The sequence below is a fragment of the Aurantiacibacter sediminis genome (assembly GCF_016019885.1).
In the GTDB taxonomy this organism is placed as follows: Bacteria; Pseudomonadota; Alphaproteobacteria; order Sphingomonadales; family Sphingomonadaceae; genus Alteraurantiacibacter; species Alteraurantiacibacter sediminis.
Map to the genome: position 1 here is coordinate 302,740 of NZ_JAEANY010000001.1, position 19,032 is coordinate 321,771.

The 19,032-nt window shown below is 61.8% G+C and carries 14 protein-coding genes; 6 read left to right on the top strand and 8 right to left on the bottom strand.

From position 1 onward, the window contains the following. Position 1: 1 nt before the first annotated feature. Positions 2 to 1,195: a hypothetical protein gene (locus I5L03_RS01580; RefSeq protein ID WP_197919952.1), complete on the bottom strand. Its 1,194-nt coding sequence runs from the start codon at positions 1,193 to 1,195 to the stop codon at positions 2 to 4. A gap of 10 nt (positions 1,196 to 1,205) precedes the next feature. On the opposite strand from I5L03_RS01580, the gene galU reads away from it, so the two are divergent. Beyond that, entirely contained in the window at positions 1,206 to 2,090 is an 885-nt protein-coding gene (gene galU, locus I5L03_RS01585) for a UTP--glucose-1-phosphate uridylyltransferase GalU (RefSeq protein ID WP_197919953.1), read from the top strand. A gap of 86 nt (positions 2,091 to 2,176) precedes the next feature. Here galU and I5L03_RS01590 read toward each other — a convergent pair whose 3' ends face one another. From I5L03_RS01590 to glnE, 4 genes are all read right to left on the bottom strand, one after another. Beyond that, a complete protein-coding gene (locus I5L03_RS01590) occupies positions 2,177 to 2,872 on the bottom strand; it encodes a M23 family metallopeptidase (RefSeq protein WP_197919954.1) in 696 nt (231 codons plus the stop codon). 124 nt (positions 2,873 to 2,996) lie between these two features. Further along, positions 2,997 to 3,788, bottom strand: a complete 792-nt coding sequence (locus I5L03_RS01595) for a ferritin-like domain-containing protein (RefSeq protein ID WP_197919955.1) — start codon at positions 3,786 to 3,788, stop codon at positions 2,997 to 2,999. Then, entirely contained in the window at positions 3,785 to 4,261 is a 477-nt protein-coding gene (locus I5L03_RS01600; RefSeq protein WP_197919956.1) for a peroxiredoxin, read from the bottom strand. The genes I5L03_RS01595 and I5L03_RS01600 overlap by 4 nt, the downstream gene beginning before the upstream one ends. Continuing rightward, a complete protein-coding gene (glnE, locus tag I5L03_RS01605) occupies positions 4,261 to 6,918 on the bottom strand; it encodes a bifunctional [glutamate--ammonia ligase]-adenylyl-L-tyrosine phosphorylase/[glutamate--ammonia-ligase] adenylyltransferase (RefSeq protein ID WP_197919957.1) in 2,658 nt (885 codons plus the stop codon). Before glnE ends, I5L03_RS01600 begins: the two co-directional genes overlap by 1 nt. A 108-nt stretch (positions 6,919 to 7,026) precedes the next feature. Between glnE and I5L03_RS01610 the strand changes: the two genes are divergently transcribed. The 3 genes from I5L03_RS01610 to I5L03_RS13510 are packed head-to-tail and all read left to right on the top strand — an operon-like array spanning position 7,027 to position 9,825. Continuing rightward, positions 7,027 to 8,667 (top strand): M28 family peptidase, encoded by a 1,641-nt coding sequence (locus tag I5L03_RS01610; RefSeq protein WP_197919958.1) that lies wholly within the window; start codon positions 7,027 to 7,029, stop codon positions 8,665 to 8,667. A 4-nt stretch (positions 8,668 to 8,671) separates the two neighbouring features. Next, positions 8,672 to 9,655: an agmatine deiminase family protein gene (locus I5L03_RS01615; protein ID WP_197920679.1), complete on the top strand. Its 984-nt coding sequence runs from the start codon at positions 8,672 to 8,674 to the stop codon at positions 9,653 to 9,655. A gap of 47 nt (positions 9,656 to 9,702) precedes the next feature. Next, a complete protein-coding gene (locus I5L03_RS13510) occupies positions 9,703 to 9,825 on the top strand; it encodes a hypothetical protein (protein ID WP_267904184.1) in 123 nt (40 codons plus the stop codon). Here the strand turns inward: I5L03_RS13510 and I5L03_RS01620 are convergent. The 3 genes from I5L03_RS01620 to thrS are packed head-to-tail and all read right to left on the bottom strand — an operon-like array spanning position 9,822 to position 13,333. Next, entirely contained in the window at positions 9,822 to 10,529 is a 708-nt protein-coding gene (locus I5L03_RS01620) for a sulfite exporter TauE/SafE family protein (protein WP_325100030.1), read from the bottom strand. The genes I5L03_RS13510 and I5L03_RS01620 overlap by 4 nt on opposite strands. A 43-nt stretch (positions 10,530 to 10,572) precedes the next feature. After that, positions 10,573 to 11,316 carry a sulfite exporter TauE/SafE family protein gene (locus tag I5L03_RS01625; protein WP_197919960.1) on the bottom strand — a complete coding sequence of 248 codons (744 nt, stop codon included), beginning with the start codon at positions 11,314 to 11,316 and terminating at the stop codon, positions 10,573 to 10,575. Between the two features lie 4 nt (positions 11,317 to 11,320). Then, entirely contained in the window at positions 11,321 to 13,333 is a 2,013-nt protein-coding gene (gene thrS / locus I5L03_RS01630) for a threonine--tRNA ligase (protein ID WP_197919961.1), read from the bottom strand. A gap of 85 nt (positions 13,334 to 13,418) precedes the next feature. Between thrS and I5L03_RS01635 the strand changes: the two genes are divergently transcribed. Then, positions 13,419 to 14,159, top strand: a complete 741-nt coding sequence (locus I5L03_RS01635) for an alpha/beta hydrolase (RefSeq protein WP_197919962.1) — start codon at positions 13,419 to 13,421, stop codon at positions 14,157 to 14,159. 135 nt (positions 14,160 to 14,294) lie between these two features. Then, on the top strand, positions 14,295 to 19,025 hold the full coding sequence (locus I5L03_RS01640) for an NAD-glutamate dehydrogenase (protein WP_197919963.1): 4,731 nt from the start codon (positions 14,295 to 14,297) through the stop codon (positions 19,023 to 19,025). Positions 19,026 to 19,032 lie beyond the last annotated feature (7 nt).

A 19,032-nucleotide genomic window follows, 5' to 3' on the forward strand; every position in this document is an offset into this window, starting at 1 on the left:
TCTACTCGCCTTCTTCGGTGATCGCCACGACCGCGCGCAGGCGATAACGGCCGGGTGGCAGCAGCAGATCTACCTCTTCACCGGGAAAGACCAGGACGCGGTCCATCGGAACCGCTTCATCCGGCTCTCCAGCGAGGCGAGCTTCGATGACATGCGCTCCCTCGTTCGGCACGAGTGCATCCGGCACCCGAACGCGGACATCGCCTGCCGCTGCACGCCACAAGGGGCGATGGCCTTCGAAGCGCGTGACCGGGTGATCGACGAAAATATCGAATTCCTGCCCGAGCTGGTCACTGCCATCGGCCGCCAAGCGGGTGCTGCCGGTGTCCTGCCGACACTGCACTTGAGAGATCGTGAGCGGGTCGATGCCTGTCAGGGCCTTTAAGCGGCCCGCCATCCAGACCGGTCCGAACTCGCCTTCGTGCTCGCTGGCATGCGAATAGCCGACATGGATGATAAAGCGCGCATCCGGCCCCGCCTCTTCGATCGCCTCGGCAAGCGCCTGGGCCTGGAAGGCTTCGCGCGCCGCAACCCGCTCATCGCGAGACGCCGCTTCGTCCCGTTCGGTGTTCTGCTCGTAAGCGATGGGCGCATACCCCAGATCGCGCGCCGTGCGCCACAGCCGGCCGAAAGCAGGCTCGATCAGATAATGACCCTCGAGATCCCGAGGGTAAGGAAGCGCCATGCCAGCCTCGGCAGGGGCGATCGCATCCGCCGGGTGGGTAAAGGTTTCCGCGGCAAAATGCGTAAAGCCAAGCGGGCGCAGCGCCTCTACGAGTCTCTGCGAGAAACCCCGATGGCGGCTTAACGTGTGACTTTCGTTGACGATCACCACACGCGCATCGCGCGCCTGCCTGACGATTTCTGCCAGAACTGCATCTTCGCCGCTGGCCCCAGAGGAATGCGGTTCGCATGCAACGGCACTGTATTCATGGCTGGTGCGTGCCGCGAGATCCTCCCTGCCGAGCATCGAATATTGTTGCTGGAGGATATCCTGCGCGAAATCCGCAAAGCGCGGATCGACCCGCAGGTCGTAAATGCCAGGCTGACCGGTCTCCTGCCCGGACACGGTGCTGAAGCCGGGGGCGAAAGTCACCTGTTCGGGCGTGGTGAGCGGCTGGGCACAGGCGGCCAGAAGGCCCGCGATTGCGAACGCTGGGATGGCGCGCTTGACCCTTCGGGCATGAGCTTTCATGACGCGGAGCATGAGCACACATAAACCGATCCGCAAGGCCGTTTTCCCCGTCGCTGGTCTCGGCACCCGCTTCCTTCCCGCCACCAAGGCTATCCCTAAGGAATTGCTGCCGATCGTGGATCGCCCGCTAATCCAGTATGCGGTGGACGAAGCGCGCGAGGCGGGTATTGAGCAGATGATTTTTGTCACCGGGCGCGGCAAGACCGCGATTGTCGAGCATTTCGATGTCGCTTACGAGCTTGAAACGACAATGGAAGAGCGCGGCAAGGATTTGGGCGTGCTGGATTCTAGTCGCTTCACCCCCGGCGATATCATTACCGTTCGCCAGCAGGTGCCAATGGGTCTTGGCCACGCCATCTGGTGCGCACGCGCTATCGTAGGGGATGAGCCTTTTGCGATCCTGCTGCCCGATGAAATGATGGTCGCCCATAAAGGCGGCACGGGCTGCATGGCGCAGATGGTCGAGGCCTATAACGAGGTCGGCGGAAACCTGATTTCCGTGCTCGAAGTGCCGCATGAAAATGTTGCAAGCTACGGCGTGATCGACCCGGGCGAAAGTTCTGGTGCACTGACCGAAGTGAACGGCCTTGTCGAAAAGCCGCCGGTGGCAGAGGCGCCGTCCAACAAGATCATCTCTGGTCGCTATATCCTGCAGCCCGAAGTCATGCGCACGTTGGAAACGCAGGGCAAAGGGGCCGGCGGCGAAATCCAGCTGACCGATGCAATGGCGCGGATGATCGGCAACCAGGCTTTCCACTCTGTCACCTTCGAAGGGCGTCGCTTCGATTGCGGCAGCAAGACAGGATTCGTCGAAGCCACGCTGGCGCTGGCGCTGGAGCGCGATGATATGGGCGCGGAAATCCGCTCTATCGCGGAGCGATTGCTGGCCGAGTAACGCGGTCCGCGACATCATCGCAGAAAACGAAAAAGGCGGGCTTGGCAGCCCGCCTTTTCTCTTTAAGTTCAATTGATGCCCGCAGTTTAGTCGCCGCCGCGCGCTGCCTGTTCGCTATTATCGGTGTCGAGCTGTGCGGTCATGTAGGGAATCGGGTTGACCGACTGGCCGTCCATGCGGATTTCGTAATGCAGATGCGGACCGGTCGAGCGGCCGGTCGAACCGACATAACCGATCAGGTCGCCTGCGCTCACGCGCTCGCCATCGCGCACGGTGTAGCGGGAAAGGTGCGCATAGCGCGTCTCGACATCGCCACCGTGATCGATCTGCACGTAATTGCCGTAGCTCGAATACCACTGCGCCATTTCCACGGTGCCGTCAGCTGTGGCGTAGACAGGCGTGCCGGTCGGTGCAGCAAGGTCAACGCCATGGTGGTGTGCACGTCGGCGCAGGACTGGGTGGTTGCGATTACCGTAGCCGCTTGTCAGGCGAGCGCCCTCGATCGGCATGAGCCAAGGCGTGGACACCGTTACCGACTGCACGACTTCGAAGGAGCCAGAGGCAGCAGGCGCATAATCGGCTGCCATCTCGGCGCGGTCCGCAGCAATGTCGCTGTCACTTTCTTCCCAGCTTGCGAACAGCTCGCTGAATTCTTCATCCATACCGCCTTCAGTGACCCTGTCAGCGTCGATCAAACCTGTACGCGGTTCGTCTTCGGCCAGTGCGGGCGTCGCGATAAGTAGCGAACCTGCAGCAATAGCTTTGGCAAATTTGAAAATCATACGATCCCTTATTTCCATCCCGGTTCCATTCGCCGAACGAATTGCATTCAATCCGTCGAAATATTCGGAACCGTTAGCGACCCCCGTCGTTCGTGTGATGCTGAGGTATGCGCGGAAAAGTTAATCAAACAAGCAAAGCGTAGCTTTCTCGCGATAAACCGGCTGCCAGACGCGCCGAGTCGTTGAATGGCGGCTTCAGACCCCCTCTAAAATATAATTTCACGCAATTTATCCAATGAATCGATGGGTTCAGGCCCTTACGGATACACCATGCGGTGAAATGCCTTGATCCGGCGGCGACATGACCGATTTCGTCGTCAAGGATTCGTTGCAGGATTTTCGCCCCGCGCGAATCGCCGTGCGATCGGACACGTTCGATCATTGCCGGCGTGACGTCGAGGCCTCTTGCCTCCAGCACCATAGGCACGACTGCAAGGCGCGCGGCAACGTCATGCGCGGTATCTCCCGCCGCCTGCCACAGCCCGTCATGCACCGGCAGATCGGTGTAGGCAGCCCCCATGCTGGCGAGGTGACGTTCAATCAGCGCGAAATGCATCGCTTCATCCGCCGCGACGGACAGGAAATCTGCGATAAACGCCTCATCCATCTCCGCCCCGAATCGCCCGACCATATCGAGCGCAAGGTCAATCGCGACAAATTCTATATGGGCGATGCTGTGCCACAACGCGATGCGATTGCGCTGCGCTCTGCCCTTGCCGCGCTTGGGCATCTGGCCGGGTGAGAGAACCGTCAGCTTGTCCGGCCGTGCAGGTTCATTCGGCATTGTGGCGGTGAAGCAAACGGGAAGCGCCCCGCGCCGATAATCACGCACCAGCGCGCGAGTTTTCATCACCTTGGCGCGCTTGTCGCCGGTTAGCAGGGCATCGCGAATTGCGGTGGAGAGGTCGATGCTCACAGTTGCTTGGCGGCGGCCAGTACTTCTTCTGCGTGACCTTTCACTTTTACCTTGCGCCAAACCTGCGCGATTTGGCCGTCTGTATCGACAAGAAAAGTCGAACGTTCGAGGCCCATGAAGGTTTTGCCATACATCTTTTTCTCGACCCAGATTCCAAGCGCCTCTGCCAATCCGTCGGTCTCCGCATCGGTCGCAAGCGGGGCCTTGAGGTCATGCTTGGCGATGAAGTTCTGATGCTTTTTCGCCGAATCCTTGCTGATGCCGAGCAGAGTAGTATTCGCCTGGTCGAATTCGGCCTTAAGCTCGGAGAAGTCCTTGTTTTCGGTCGTGCAGCCGGGCGTGTTGTCCTTGGGGTAGAAGAAAACCACCAGCTTTTGCCCGCGAAAATCGCTGGGCTTTACACTTCCACCATCCGGCGTCTCCATCGCGACATCGGGCATCATGTCTCCGGCATCAGGGCGGGTATCGCTCATCAATCTATCTCCAGTTTTTCATCGAAATGGCGGTGCCACTGCTCGGCTATGTTCTGCCGCGCATTGCGCAGAGCCTGCAATAGGTCCGAATAGCTGTCATGCCCGCAGGCTTTGGCAAGCACCGGGCGCGCTGCTGCCGGCGGCTCCGACCCATCCGGCACAAACAGCCTGCCGGCTACAAGGAAGCGGGTCAGCATCAGGTGATTGTCGACATGCTCGCGGGGCAGCAGGTCTGCCTCGACAAGGCCCCCGATTGCCTTTTCCAAAGCGGGCTTCAGCGCGATGCCCTCGCGCAGTTGCAGGTAATGGATCAGAAATTCGGAATCGACCAGGCCGCCGCGCAGCAGCTTGACGTCGAGCGGACCTTGCGCCGGCTTGTTGGAGAGCACATCGGCGCGCATGGCCAGCACATCCTCGCGCAGTTTTTCGGTGTCGCGATCCTGGCAGAGTGCATCAACGATGATGCTACGAAGCTGGTCATGCGCGCGGCGCGACCCGTAGAGTGGGCGAGCACGGGCCAGCGCCATATGCTCCCACGTCCACGCGCTTTCGCGCTGATATTTGGCAAAGGCATCGAAACTGACTGCCAGCGGCCCCTGCTTGCCTTGCGGTCTCAGTCTTGTGTCCACTTCATACAACGCGCCTTCCGCCGTCGGGACACTGAGCGCCGCTGAAACACGAGTGGCGAGGCGATTGAAATAGAGCGTGGAAGATAGCGGACGGCGGCCATTCGATTCCTGGCCGATATCGCCCTTGAACAGGAACACGATGTCGAGATCGGAGGCATGGGTCAGCGCGCCGCCGCCAAGTCGACCGAGACCAAGGATGACCAACTCCGCCCCTTCGATCTCGCCATGGGTTTCGCAAAACTCCTTTATCGCCGCATCGGCACCGGTCTGGATCGCGGCTTCGGCCACGCGGCACAGCCCTTCTGCGATATCGAGCGGGTCGTGGCGGCATTCGATCATTTGCGCGCCCAGTGCGAAGCGTTCTTCGCCGACGATCTGTCGCAGCCGGTCGAGCCGTACCTCGTAATCATCTTCTTCCGCGCGCGCCATTCGCCGTGCCAGCGAGGCGACATCGCCCGGCAATTCGCCTCCGCTCGCATCAAAGAGCACGTCGAGGAGCTCAGGTCTGCGGGCGAGTTCGTCGGCAAGCGGTTGAGCGAGGGTGAGAATGCGCAAAACGCGTTCCAGAAGGCCGGGCCGCTCTTCGAAAAGGCGGAAAAGATTGATCGCAGTTGGCAGGCGGGAAAGGAAAGTTTCCCACCGCGCCAGAGCCCGGTCCGGATCCGGTGCGTCGGCGAGCGCCTGCACCAATTCATCGCTCATCGCATCGAAGGCCTTGCGCGCTTCGTTGGAGCGTAGCGCGCGGATAGTGCCTTTCCAATGTTTGATACGAGTATCGTAATGGTCGCGAAAAGCATCGGGCACGCTGATTGCGACGGGCCGCGGATCGTCTTCGCCGAGCAAATCGTCATAGCGCGCGCCGACAGCTTCGGTAATCTCGCGAAGCTCCGCGATCAGCGCCGCGCCATCGGAAAGGCCGTCCAGCTTGGCGATATTGTCGATCGCCTCTTCGCGTGTCGGAAGCGTATGGGTCTGGCGATCATCGATCATTTGCAGGCGATGCTCGATCACGCGCAGCCGGTCATAGCTCTCTCCCAGGACCCGCGCATCCTCGCTCGTGACGATCTCTGCCGCGGCAAGCGCATCAAGTGCATCGCGCGTGCCATGACAGCGCAGCGCCGGGTTGCGGCCACCGTAAATCAGCTGATGGGTTTGCGCGTAGAATTCGACTTCGCGAATGCCGCCGCGTCCCTTCTTCACATCGAAGCCCGGCCCCGGCTCGCTCGGCCCCTTATAAGCGGAGCGGATACGCGCGGTCAGGCGGCGGATCGATTCTATCGCGGTGAAATCGAGGCTCTTGCGCCAGACGAAAGGGCGGATGGCCTCGAGAAAATCCTCGCCAGCCGCGATGTCGCCTGCCGCCGGCCGCGCGCGAATGAAGGCCGCGCGCTCCCACGCGAGAGCAGAGCTTTCGTAATGCGAGATCGCGCCGTTCACGGGCACGGCGAGCGGAGTCACTTCGCTTGCCGGACGCAGGCGCAAATCGACGCGCAGCACGTAGCCCTCACCCGTCGGCTGGGAGAGCATTTCGACCAATTGCCGCGCGTAGCGCTGCGCCGCTTCGCCCGCCTCATCTCGCTCCCGCTTTGCTAGGCGCGCCGGATCGAAAAGCAGGATGGGATCGATATCGGAGCTGTAATTGAGCTCGCCTGCACCCTGCTTACCGAGCGCCAGACCGATAAAGCCGCTGGTGTCGGCATCGGGAACACGCCTGGTGATCACGGCGCTCATGGCGGTGTCGAGCGCACGATCGGCGAAGTCACTCAGTTCCTGCATCACCTGCTCGAGCGTGAAAGCCCCAGCCAAATCCCCGATCCCGAGAACCAGCGCCAGTGACAGCCGCTCATACCTCAGCACTTCGCCTGGATCGGACAAATCGACGCCGCTCACCTTGGCTGCTGCGAGAGCCCCGTCGCCTGTACCCTGCAATAGCAGCTCGCCAAGCTCAGGCCGGCGCTCAAGCGCGCGGCGAAGGAAAGGCGAGCACTTCCGCGCGCGATCCATCGCCGATTGCCAATCTACTGTCATCGACCAAGCTCCTGCCCTGCCGCAGCGGTGCTCGCAAGTGCGCTTGTGCTGCCGCGTGCGCGGTGCCAGAGATGCGCCAACGACACATACTCTCATCCGAGGTTTCGCATGTTCCGCATTCTCGCCCCCGCCGCGCTCCTGTCACTCGCCGCCTGCACCACTGAAGAGGTGCCGCTCGAACCGCAGATTTCGCTGGAAACCATGCAAGACGTCACGCGCACGCTCTCTTCCGATGCATTCGAGGGGCGCGAGCCGGGCACGCAGGGTGGTGAGCGCACGGTTGAATACCTCATCGAACAATTCCAGGCGGCTGGCCTGCAGCCGGGCAATGGCGATAGCTGGGTTCAGGATGTCCCGCTGGTCGAAGTGACGGGCAGCAATTTCGCCCCGCTCACCATCGGCGATATTGAACTGGAACACGGCAGCGAATGGGTTGGCGTGTCCTACCCACTGGTCGAGCGCACCGAGCTCACTGACAGCGAAGTCGTGTTCGTCGGCTACGGCATCAATGCGCCCGAGCGTGGCTGGAACGATTACGAAGGCCTCGACATGGAGGGCAAGACCGCGCTCATCCTCGTGAACGATCCGGACTATATGGAAGAGGGGCTGGACGGGACCTTCGGCGGCCGCGCGATGACCTATTACGGGCGCTGGCGCTACAAATATGAAGAGGCTGCGCGGCAGGGTGCTGCCGCTGCCATCGTCATCCATGAAGACTTTGCCGCAAGCTATGGCTGGAATGTGGTCGAAGGCGGCTGGACCGGCGCGCAGGCCTATGCCGACACCGGCGATGGCGGGGCAGGCAATACCGACATGAATGGCTGGATGACTCAGGACGCCGCGCGCAGAGTTCTGGCCGCCGAAGGCCTCAATCTGGACGAGTTGGTCGAAGCTGCGAGCCAGCCGGGGTTCGAGGCGATCCCGCTTGGCCAAACCGCCTCCACCAGTTTCGACAATTCCATCCGCCGCTTCACGTCGCAGAACGTCATCGGCGTGCTGCCGGGCAACCAGCGGCCGACCGAATATATCCTACACACCGCGCATTGGGATCACCTCGGCATTTGCGGCGAGGAAGGCGATGAAGACATGATCTGCAACGGCGCGGTGGACAATGCGACCGGCACTGCCGCGCTCGTCGCTTTGGCCGAGGCGCATGTCGCTGCCGGGCCGACGCAGCGCACGCAGGTTTTCCTTGCCGTGACGGCAGAGGAATCGGGCCTCCTCGGCTCCGAGTACTATGGCGCGAACCCGGTCTATCCGCTCGATCGCACGGTGGGCGGGGTCAATATCGATGCGCTCTATGTGCTGGGCGAAGCGAGCGATGTGACGGTGATCGGAGGCGGCAAGAGCGAGCTGGATGCCTACCTTGCCGATGCTCTCGAAGCGCAAGGCCGAAGCCAGACCGCTGACGCCGCACCGCAGGCAGGACGCTACTACCGTTCGGACCACTTCAGCCTCGCCAAGCGCGGCGTTCCGATGTTCTATGTGAAAAGCGGCCAGACACTGTCCGAAGGCGGCGCAGAGGCTGGCGAAGCGGCTTATCAGGATTACAACACTAATCACTATCACGCCGCGAGCGATGAATATTCCGAAGATTGGGACTGGGCCGGCGTGATGCAGGATTTGGAGCTGTATTTCATGCTCGCCCGCGCGCTGGGTGACACCGGCGAATGGCCGAACTGGAACGAGGGCGATGAATTCCGCGCCACCCGCGATGAAAGCTGCGCGCTGCGCGACGATGGCTGCTGATCCGATGACAGCGCGCATGCCCGCCGAATGGGCGCAGCAGGACTGGATCTGGATTGGCTTTCCCGCTCATGCCGATTTGTGGGAAGAAGATCTCGCGCCCGCGCAGGAGCAGATGGCAGCCTTCGCCAATGCGGTGTCCGAAGCCGGGCAGGATGTGCGGCTGGTGGTGCGCGACGATGCAGCGGCAGAGGCCGCGCGCAAGCTCGTCTCCGCCAAGGTCGCGATCGAGCGGCATCCCTATGGCGACATCTGGATACGCGACACCGGCCCGCTGATCCTGCCCGATGGCAGTGGCGCTCGCCGCGCGCAGGGCTTCGGGTTCAACGGATGGGGCGGCAAATACCTCCTGCCGGGCGATCAGGAGACCGGACCTTCGCTCGCCGAGGCGGGGAGCTTTCCATATTCGCGAGCGGGCTGGATCCTCGAAGGCGGGGCGGTGGAGACCGATGGCACCGGGCTGGTCGTGACCACTGAGCAATGCCTGCTCAATCCCAACCGCAATCCTGATCTTACACGCGAACAGATCTGGGCGAACCTCCAACGCGATCTCGGTTTCGATCGGATCTTGTGGCTGGGCGATGGGCTGCTGGGCGACCATACCGATGGCCATGTCGACAATCTTGCGCGCATGGTCGGCGAAGACGTGATCGCTATTCCCAGCGCGACCGAGCGAGACGATCCCAATGCCGAGGTCTACACCGATGCGCGGCTGCGGGCGCGGGAATTCGGTCTGGAGGTGCGCGATATCCCTTCCCCCGGTCGCATGGGAGAAGGCGAGGATGTGGAGCCTGCCAGCTATATGAATTTCGCCGTGACCAATGGCGTGGTCGTGGTGCCGACTTATTGCTCGCCGCTCGATGCCGATGCGGTCGCGGCGATAGGCGCCCTCTTCCCCGACCGCGATGTCGTTGGCCTGCGCGCCGACGCTGTGCTGACCGGCGGTGGAAGCTTTCACTGTGCCAGCCAACATGTGCCGGCGGCCGGCTAAGAGGACATCTTAACTTTTCGTTAGGAATTTGGGCGGACAATGGCCGTATGGCCAGAACAATCGCCTTCACTCGCACCCGATTCGCTTCCGCGCAGGAATATGCGCGCCTTGCGATCGTGAGCTTCTGCGGTGTCGCGCTGATCGCCGCCGGCCAGTTCCTGCCGCTCTAAGCCAGCAGCTTCCACACAGCTCCCAATGCAGCCCCGCCCAGAACCAGTGCTGTGGTGACTTGCCATTGTGTCTTGCTGACTCTGCCGAACGCGCGGTGGCCGAACCAGTCTCCAAAGAGCACGGCGGGGAATAACAGCGCGGCAAGCTCCATCTCATCCCAGCCGCCGATGTCCTGCCAGACGAAGAACAGCGCAGAGAGCGGTGTCACCACCAGAAAGATCGCCATCATGCTCGCGCGCGCCACGCGCGGCTCCAGCCGCCCGCGCAGATAGAAGGGCGCCATGCCGGGTCCGGGCATGCCTGCGAAACCACCGAAGAAGCCAGTGAAGAACCCTGACAGGCCCATCGCCGGATAGCGGGGCAAGGCGATCTTGCCGAGTGGCACTACAACCAGCACGAATGCGCCAAGCGAGACCATGGCAATCAGCACCCGCGCCCAAGCCGGATCGAGAGAGACGAGCGCCCACAGCCCAAGTGGCATGCACGCCAGTGCGATAACGGTGATGGGAATGGCGGACCGGTCCGCCTCTCGGTGGATGCGCCCGATATCGGTTAGGCCAATCAGGAATAGCGAAATGATGCCGACCAGAACCGCGGCGCTGGGCTCTATGGCGAGTTGCAGCACCGGCACCAGCACCACCGACAGGCCAAACCCCGCCAGCCCGCGCACGAAACCAGCCGCAATCGCAGCCACGATCGCCACCGCTATCGCCTCTGGAGAAAATCCGAACAAATGCGCGCCCTGTCTAAAGTTTCAGCAGCGCTGCCACAGCGGCTCCGCCCAGCACAATACCGACAAAGGCGCGCCATACGGGATCACTCACGCGGCCGAACACCAGCGAGCCGATCCAATTGCCGAGCGCCATGACCGGGAAGAGCACCAGACCGAAAGCGACCAGATGCCATTCGAGCAGTCCCGTTACCGCGCCCGATGCCAGGCTGGCCAGCGCGGATACGCCGAACACGCCGATCATGGACGCCTTTGCCATGACCCGCGGCAGGTCCTGCCGAACGTAATAAGGCACCACCGATATGCCTGGCATGGCGGCAAATCCGGTCATCAACCCTGCGATAAGGCCGGTCGCGCCTGTGAGCGCAGGGCCGGGTTTCAGCGCCTTTCCGCGGCGCGGCAGGACGACGATCAAAAACGCGGCAAGCGCTGCCAGCGCGATAAGGACGCGCGCGATACCGGGCGGGGTCGCCGCAAGAAGGAGAAGTCCCGGCGCAGTGGTGAGCACTAAAGTCGCCATGATCCAATAGGCCGATTTATCCGCCTCGCGCAGCACATAGCGTATCTCGCTCAGCGCCAGCATGAAGGCGAGGATATTGATCAAAAGGATGGCTTCGATCGGGGCCAGCGCCAGCGCGAGGATCGGCGCGAGCAGGAACCCAAAGCCGAACCCTGTCAGCCCTCTGACGAACGCTGCGCCGAGCGTAGCGAGACCCGCCGCGACGATTTGCTGCGTCGAGAAGTCGGCGGCGAGCTCCAAACGGTCAGGCTTTCAGATCGGGCGGGGTTGCGGCGTTTTTCAGCATGGAAATGGCTTCATCGAGGCTCATCACCCGCTGTTCTTTCTCGCCCAGCGTGCGGACGGCTACGGTGCCTTCCTCCGCCTCGCGCTTGCCGACGACGAGCAGATGCGGGACCTTGGCGAGCGAATGTTCGCGCACCTTGAAGTTGATCTTCTCGTTGCGCAGATCACTTTCGACTCGGATGCCCGCAGCTTCCAGCTTGGCGACAGCGTCCTTCGCGTAATCGTCCGCATCGGAAACGATAGTCGCGACCACTGCCTGCACTGGCGCGAGCCATACCGGCAGGCGACCGGCAAAGTGTTCGATCAGAATGCCGATGAACCGCTCGTATGAGCCGAAGATCGCGCGGTGCAGCATGACAGGGCGATGCTTGTCGCCATCCTCGCCCACATAGGTCGCATCGAGGCGATCGGGCAGCACGCGGTCGCCCTGGATGGTGCCGACCTGCCAGGTGCGGCCGATGGCATCGGTGAGGTGCCACTCGAGCTTGGGCGCATAGAACGCACCTTCGCCCGGCAGTTCTTCCCAGCCATATTCGTCATTATCCATGCCCGCTTCGGCCACGGCATCGCGCAGTTCCTGCTCAGCCTTGTCCCAATCGGCATCGCTGCCGAAACGCTTTTCCGGGCGCAGCGCCAGTTTCACGTCATAGGTGAAGCCGAAATCGCTGTAGACTTCATCCGCCAGCTTGCAGAAGGCGCGGACTTCCTCGACCACTTGTGCCTCGGTGCAGAAGATATGCGCATCGTCCTGCGTGAACTGGCGCACGCGCATCAATCCGTGCAGCGCGCCGTGCGGTTCATTGCGGTGGCAGCAGCCCATTTCGCCAAGCCGGATCGGCAGATCGCGATAGGAGGTGATGCCCTGCTTGAAGACGAGAACGTGCGCAGGGCAGTTCATCGGCTTCATCGCCAGCCAATCAGCATCCTTTGCGACGGTGGGAGAGCTTTCGCCGCTTTCCTCGTCCACTTCGGGCACGATATCGGGAACTGCAAACATGTTTTCGGCATATTTGCCCCAGTGGCCGGACTGGGTCCACTGCTTCACGTCCATCAGCTGCGGCGTCTTAATCTCGCGATAGCCCGCGCCATCCATCTTGCGCCGCATATAAGCCTCAAGCTCACGCCAGATGCGATAACCCTTGTGGTGCCAAAAGACCGATCCGTGCGCCTCTTCCTGCAGATGGAAAAGGTCCATCTCGCGGCCCAGCTTGCGATGGTCGCGCTTGGCGGCCTCTTCAAGCCGGTGGAGATGCGCGTTCAGCTGCTTCTTGTTGAGCCAGCCGGTGCCGTAGATGCGCGTGAGCTGCGCATTGTTCTGATCGCCGCGCCAGTAAGCGCCCGCGACGCGCATCAGCTTGAAGGCCTGCGGATCGAGCTTGCCGGTGCTGGCGAGGTGCGGGCCGCGGCACATGTCGAGCCAATCATCGCCCGACCAATAGACCGTCAGCTCTTCGTCCTCGGGCAATTCCTTCGCCCATTCGGCCTTGAAGGTTTCGCCCTCGGCTTCCCATTTGTCGATCAGCTGCTGGCGGCTCCAGACTTCGCGCTTCAGCGGCTTGTCGGCCTTGATGATCTCCCGCATCTTTTCTTCGATCGCGGGCAGATCTTCCGACGAGAACGGATCGCGCGTATCGGGCGCTTTCACATCGTAGTAAAAGCCATCGTCGGTCGCCGGGCCGAAAGTGATCTGCGTGCCGGGGAAAAGCTCCTGCACCGCTTCGGCAAGGATATGGGCGTAATCGTGCCGCGCGAGCTCGAGCGCTTCTTCCTCGTCCTTCGAGGTGATCAGCGCCAGCTCGCTATCGCAATCGAATGGGCGATTGATATCGCGCACTTCGCCATTGACGCGCGCTGCCAGCGCCGCCTTGGCGAGACCCGGTCCGATAGCGGCTGCGACATCGGCAGGTGTCGCGCCCGGCTCCATCTCGCGAACGGATCCATCGGGGAGGCTGATCTTGAGTAAATCGGTCATGCGACGCCACCTAGTGCGTATCCGCCCTGTCGCCAAGTGGCATCATGCCTTGAAGTCGGCGGTATGTGGCCCCTACACATCGCGCATGACAGACACGCAAACCATGCCATCAGCTGAAGGCATCACGCTCGCTTTCCGTCACACGCCCGGCAGCGGCCCTGCTGTGGTTTTCCTGCCCGGCTATATGTCGGACATGGCGGGCAGCAAGGCGACTGCGATTTTCGAGCATTGCCGGGCGCAGGGGCGCGAATGCCTGCTGCTCGATTATTCTGGCTGCGGGGAAAGCGACGGCGATTTTGCCGATGGTACGCTTGGCATCTGGCGCGACGAAGTTTTGCTGCTGATCGCCAACCAGATTGATAGTGAGCAAGTGATCATTGTCGGCTCCTCCATGGGCGGCTGGCTTATGCTGCTTGTCGCGCTGGAGCTGGGAAACAGGCTCGCCGGCCTTGTCGGTATCGCCTCGGCGCCCGACTTCTCAGAATGGGGCTTTGACGAGGCGCAAAAGGTGCAGCTGCGCGCAGGTGAGACCATATTTGAAGACAGCGATTACGACTACGACCCGATGCCAACGCATGGCAAGTTCTGGCACGATGCGGAGAAGCGCAAATTGCTGGATGGGCCCATCCCCGTCACTTGCCCTGTCCGGTTGCTCCACGGGCAAGAAGACAAGGACGTGCCGCCGGAGATTTCGCTGCGCCTTGCTACGGCTATCGCCAGTGAAGATGTGCAGGTCACGTTAGTCAAAGGCGGCGATCACCGGCTCTCTCGGGAAAGCGATGTCGCCCTGCTCCTGCGCACAGTGGATGGGACACGCTCAATTTAGTTTCGATTGAAACATTTTTGATGCAAGCCGTTTCGCGCTGCGTTAGAGGCTTGCGCGATGTTGCGCTAGGAAGGGCAACGATAAGACGAGTCGAAGCGCCGGCCAACTCGGATCGGCGAAGGAGAACCGGACGCCATGGCCACCACGAAGCGCAAGAGTGACGCTTTTTCCGACCTTTCCAAGCAGGAGCGTGGCTTCGCCAAGACGCTGAAGGATCGCATCAGCGGCTCCATCCTGCCGGGCGAAACTTCGCTTGAAGGGGACAAGCTTGATCACGCAGCGGCCTTCATAGTCGAGGCCGCGCGTCACCGCGAAGACGGCAAGCCGTCGATCCTCACGCGCTCTGCCACCAATGGCCACCGCATCATGCGTATCGCGGTAATCAACAAGGACATGCCTTTCCTGGTCGACTCCATCGCGGCAACGATGGCTGCGCGTGGCCTTTCGATCGACCGGCTGGTCCATCCCATCCTTCCCGTGCGCCGCAATGATGGCGCGCTTGCCGATGTGCCCGAAGGCGATGGCACGGGCGAGAAGAAAGAAAGCTGGGTCTATGTCGAAACCCCGCGCGTCGATGCGAAAGATCGCCGCGCGCTGGAAAAGGATCTGGAGACCGCCATCCTCGATGTGCGCGCGACCGTGGCCGACTGGCCCAAAATGCGCGAGCTCATGACGGACGATGCCGATCGCATGTCAGATGCCGAGGGCGCGGCTCTGCTGCGCTGGCTTGCGGGGGGGATGCTGACCCAGTTGGGCCATGTCACCCGCACGCGCGACGGAAAACAGTCCGACATGCTCGGCATATGCCGCCGCTCCACGCCGGATTTGCTGGCCGATGCCGCCTATAAAAAGGCTTTTGCGTGGTTCGATGGTAAGGATGGCAAACCCGGCAAGGCGCCATTGATCATCAAGGCCAATCGCATCAGCAATGTGCATCGCCGTGTGCCGCTGGACCTCTTCATTGTCCCGCTGATTGAAGATGGCCGGGTGGCTGCCCTTTCCGTGCATGCCGGCATCTGGACGAGTGCTGCGTTGGTCGCACCGCCCGCGACCGTTCCTGTGCTGCGCCAGCAGCTGAAAGCGATCATGGAGCGGCTCGATTTCGAGACCGACAGCCATGATTACAAGGCTCTCGTGCACGCGCTCACCGCGCTGCCGCACGATCTGATTATCAGTTTCTCCGATGACGACATTACGCGCGTCTCGACCGCGATGATGGGCCTCGCAGAGCGCCCGCGCCCACGCTCCACTTTGGTGACTGCGCCTCTCGGTCGGCATATTTTCGGCTTCGTATGGCTGCCGCGAGACATGCTCTCCACCACCGTGCGTCTGCAGGTGCAGGATTTGCTGGAGAAGGGCACCGGCGCAACAACTCTCGACTGGAGCCTGATGGTCGAAGGCGGCGCGCTGGCGCTGCTGCGCTATGTGATGGATTATCGCGGGGAACGCGATGAGCTGGACACCGCCGCGATCGACCGTTCGCTGCAGGACATGCTGCGTGGCTGGTCTGATGCGGTGGAGGATGCGCTGGCGGAGGGCGAGGAAGCCAGCCGCGCACCAGCGCTTGCGGCGCGCTATGCTGGCAGTTTCCCGGCCTTTTACCGCACTGAATATGGCGCCGCAGAGGCTGCGCGCGACATCTCTCGCCTGCGCCAGCTGGCCGCCCATGTGGAGGAAACCGGCCTAGAGCGTGATGCGCGTCTCTACCGCGCCCAGCAGGATGAGGACGACCGTCTGCGGCTGAAAGTCTATCAGCATTCAGGCTCGCTTCCGCTTTCCGATGCCGTTCCGGCGCTCGAAAATTTCGGTTTCCGTGTGCTGTCAGAAATACCTACCGACCTAGGCGGCGAAGATAGCGGCACCATCCACGATTTCATTCTCGGCCTGCCGGCTGGCATGTCGACCGATGCGCTGCTCGAACGTGCCGAGACAATCGAGGCGGCGATTACCAGCGTCCTCAACGGCAAGGCGGAAGATGATGTTTTCAATCGCCTCGTCATCTCCAGCGGTCTTGACGCTCAGGAAGCAGACTGGTTGCGCGCTTTCTATCGCTATCTGCGCCAATCCAATATCGCTTTCACCATCTACACGGTGGTCGACGCGCTGGCGGGTGCGAGCAAGGTCACCCGCGGGCTGATTGACCTCTTCCGCACGCTGCATGATCCCGCTTTCGATGGCGACCGCGAGCAAGTTGCTGGCGACATCCACGCCGATATCCGGTCCAATCTCGCTGCCGTGCAGGCCATCAACGACGATCGCCTGCTGCGCCGTTATTGGTCTACGATCAAGGCAATCCTGCGGACCAACGCCTTCGCCCCGGCGGCTGAAGAAGCGCTGGCATTCAAGCTCGACAGCTCGCTCGTCCCCGGCCTGCCAAAGCCCGTGCCGTGGCGTGAAATTTTCGTCTATTCGCGGCGCGTCGAGGGCGTGCACCTGCGCGCCGGGCCTGTCGCCCGCGGCGGTCTGCGCTGGTCTGACCGGCGCGATGACTTCCGCACCGAAATCCTTGGCCTGATGAAAGCGCAGAAGGTGAAGAACGCCGTAATCGTGCCGACCGGCGCGAAAGGCGGCTTCTATCCCAAGCAACTACCCAGCCCGGCTGTTGATCGCGACGCTTGGTTTGCGGAAGGCAAGGAAAGCTACAAGCTGTTCATCCGCACGCTGCTCTCGATCACCGACAATTATGCGGGCGACAAGGTCGTTCACCCGCAGGACGTAGTGATCCATGATGGCGAAGACCCCTATTTCGTGGTTGCGGCGGATAAGGGCACGGCGACATTCTCCGACACGGCCAATGCCATCGCGATGGAGCGCGATTTCTGGCTGGGCGATGCCTTCGCCAGCGGCGGCTCCAATGGCTATGACCACAAGGCGATGGGCATCACCGCAAAAGGGGCGTGGGTCTGCGTACAGCGGCATTTCCTCGAAATGGGTGTCGACGTACAGAAAGACCCGGTCCGCGTGGCAGGCTGCGGCGATATGTCGGGCGATGTCTTCGGAAATGGCATGCTGCTTTCGAAGTCGATCAAACTTGTCGCCGCATTCGATCACCGTCATATCTTCATCGATCCCGATCCCGATCCGGCAGCAAGCTGGAAAGAGCGCAAGCGCCTGTTCGATCTCGAGCGATCGAGCTGGGAAGATTACGACAAGAAGGTGATGAGCAAAGGCGGGATGATTATCCCGCGCACTACCAAACGTATCGAACCGACGAAAGCCGCCATGAAGGCTCTAGGTATCGAGGAAAGCGACCTGAAGGAAGGCGCGCTCGATCCTGACAGCCTGATTCACCTCATCCTGAAGAGCCCTGTCGATCTCATCTGGTTCGGCGGCATCGGCACCTACATCAAGGCCAGCCACCAGAGCAATTCGGAAGTGGGCGATCCTGCCAACGATGCCCTTCGCGTCGATGCGAAGCGCATGCGCGCCAGGGTAATCGGCGAAGGCGCCAATCTGGGCGCAACGCAGGCGGGCCGAGTCGAATTCGCGCTTCACGGCGGGCGGGTGAATACCGACTTTATCGACAATTCGGCAGGCGTCGATTGCTCGGACAATGAAGTGAATATCAAGATCGCACTCGCCGCTGCACGCGAAGCCGGTCGCCTTTCCGAAGAGCGCCGCAACGCGCTCCTGAAAGATATGACCGACGAAGTTGCAGAGCTGGTGCTCGAGGATAATCGGCTACAGGCACTCGCGCTCTCGATTGCGGAGCAGGGCGGCAGCCGTTCGGTCGGTGCGCATGCGCGCCTGATCGAGATGCTCGAGGAAATGGGCGGGCTCGACCGCGACAATGAAGGGCTAGGCGATAATGAAACGCTGGGCAGGCGCGCGGCGGACGGCAAGGGCCTCACACGGCCCGAACTCGCCGTGCTTCTGTCGCATTCCAAGCTGGTTCTGCAGGATGCGATTGAAGCGAGTTCGCTTGCTAAAGATGACGCAGCCGACGTTCTGGTACTCGGCGATTTCCCACCGCAGCTGCAGGATCAATTCAGCAAGCAATTGCTTGATCACCGCCTGCGCAATGAGATCGTGGGTACGGTCGTGGCAAACCGCATCGTCAATCGCATGGGCATGCTGCATCCCTTCGAATTGTTCGAAGAGGAAGGCGCTGGGCTCGATGCCATCGGCGCGGCCTTCGTCACTGCATCGCAGCTTCTAGGCATGGAACAGATCTGGCACGCGCTCGATACGCAGGACATGCCGGAAAAAGCCCGTCTGATGGCGTTCGACCAGGCGGCTCTTGCCCTGCGCGGCCACATGGCGGACCTGCTTCGTGCGGGCGGAACGAAAATCTCACCGTCCAAACTCACCGACGAAATCGGCGACATGGTGCGCCAGCTTGTCGACGAAGTGGAAACGTTGATGGGCGATGAGGCGCGCGCCAATGTCGAAGCGATTTCCGCGCGCCTGATCAAGGCGGGGGCCAGCCAAAAGCAAGCCGCCATGGTTGCGCACCTCTTCGCTGTCGACGGCGCGATCGGGCTTGCCAAGCTCTCTGCCGATAGCGGGATTGCCCCTGCATCGCTGGTGGGCGCTTTCATCGATCTGGGCGAATTGCTTGGCATAGACTGGGCACAGGGCCGCGCTGCGACCATGAGCCCTGCTGACCCGTGGGAGCGTTTGCTGGTGTCCGGCCTTGCCCGCGATTTCCAGCAGATGCGGGTCGATTTCTTGCGCGGCCTTGCACGAAAGCGCGGCAAGGATGCCGATGAGCCGCAGGCGATGATTCAGGCGTGGGCCGAGAAGCGCGGCCCGGCAATCGAGCAGTTCCGCCGCATGATCGAGCGGGCGCAAACCGCAAGCCCTGTCGCGCCTGCGATGCTCGCCCAGATCGCCAGCCAGGCGCGCAACCTGCTGCAAAGCTGAGCATGTG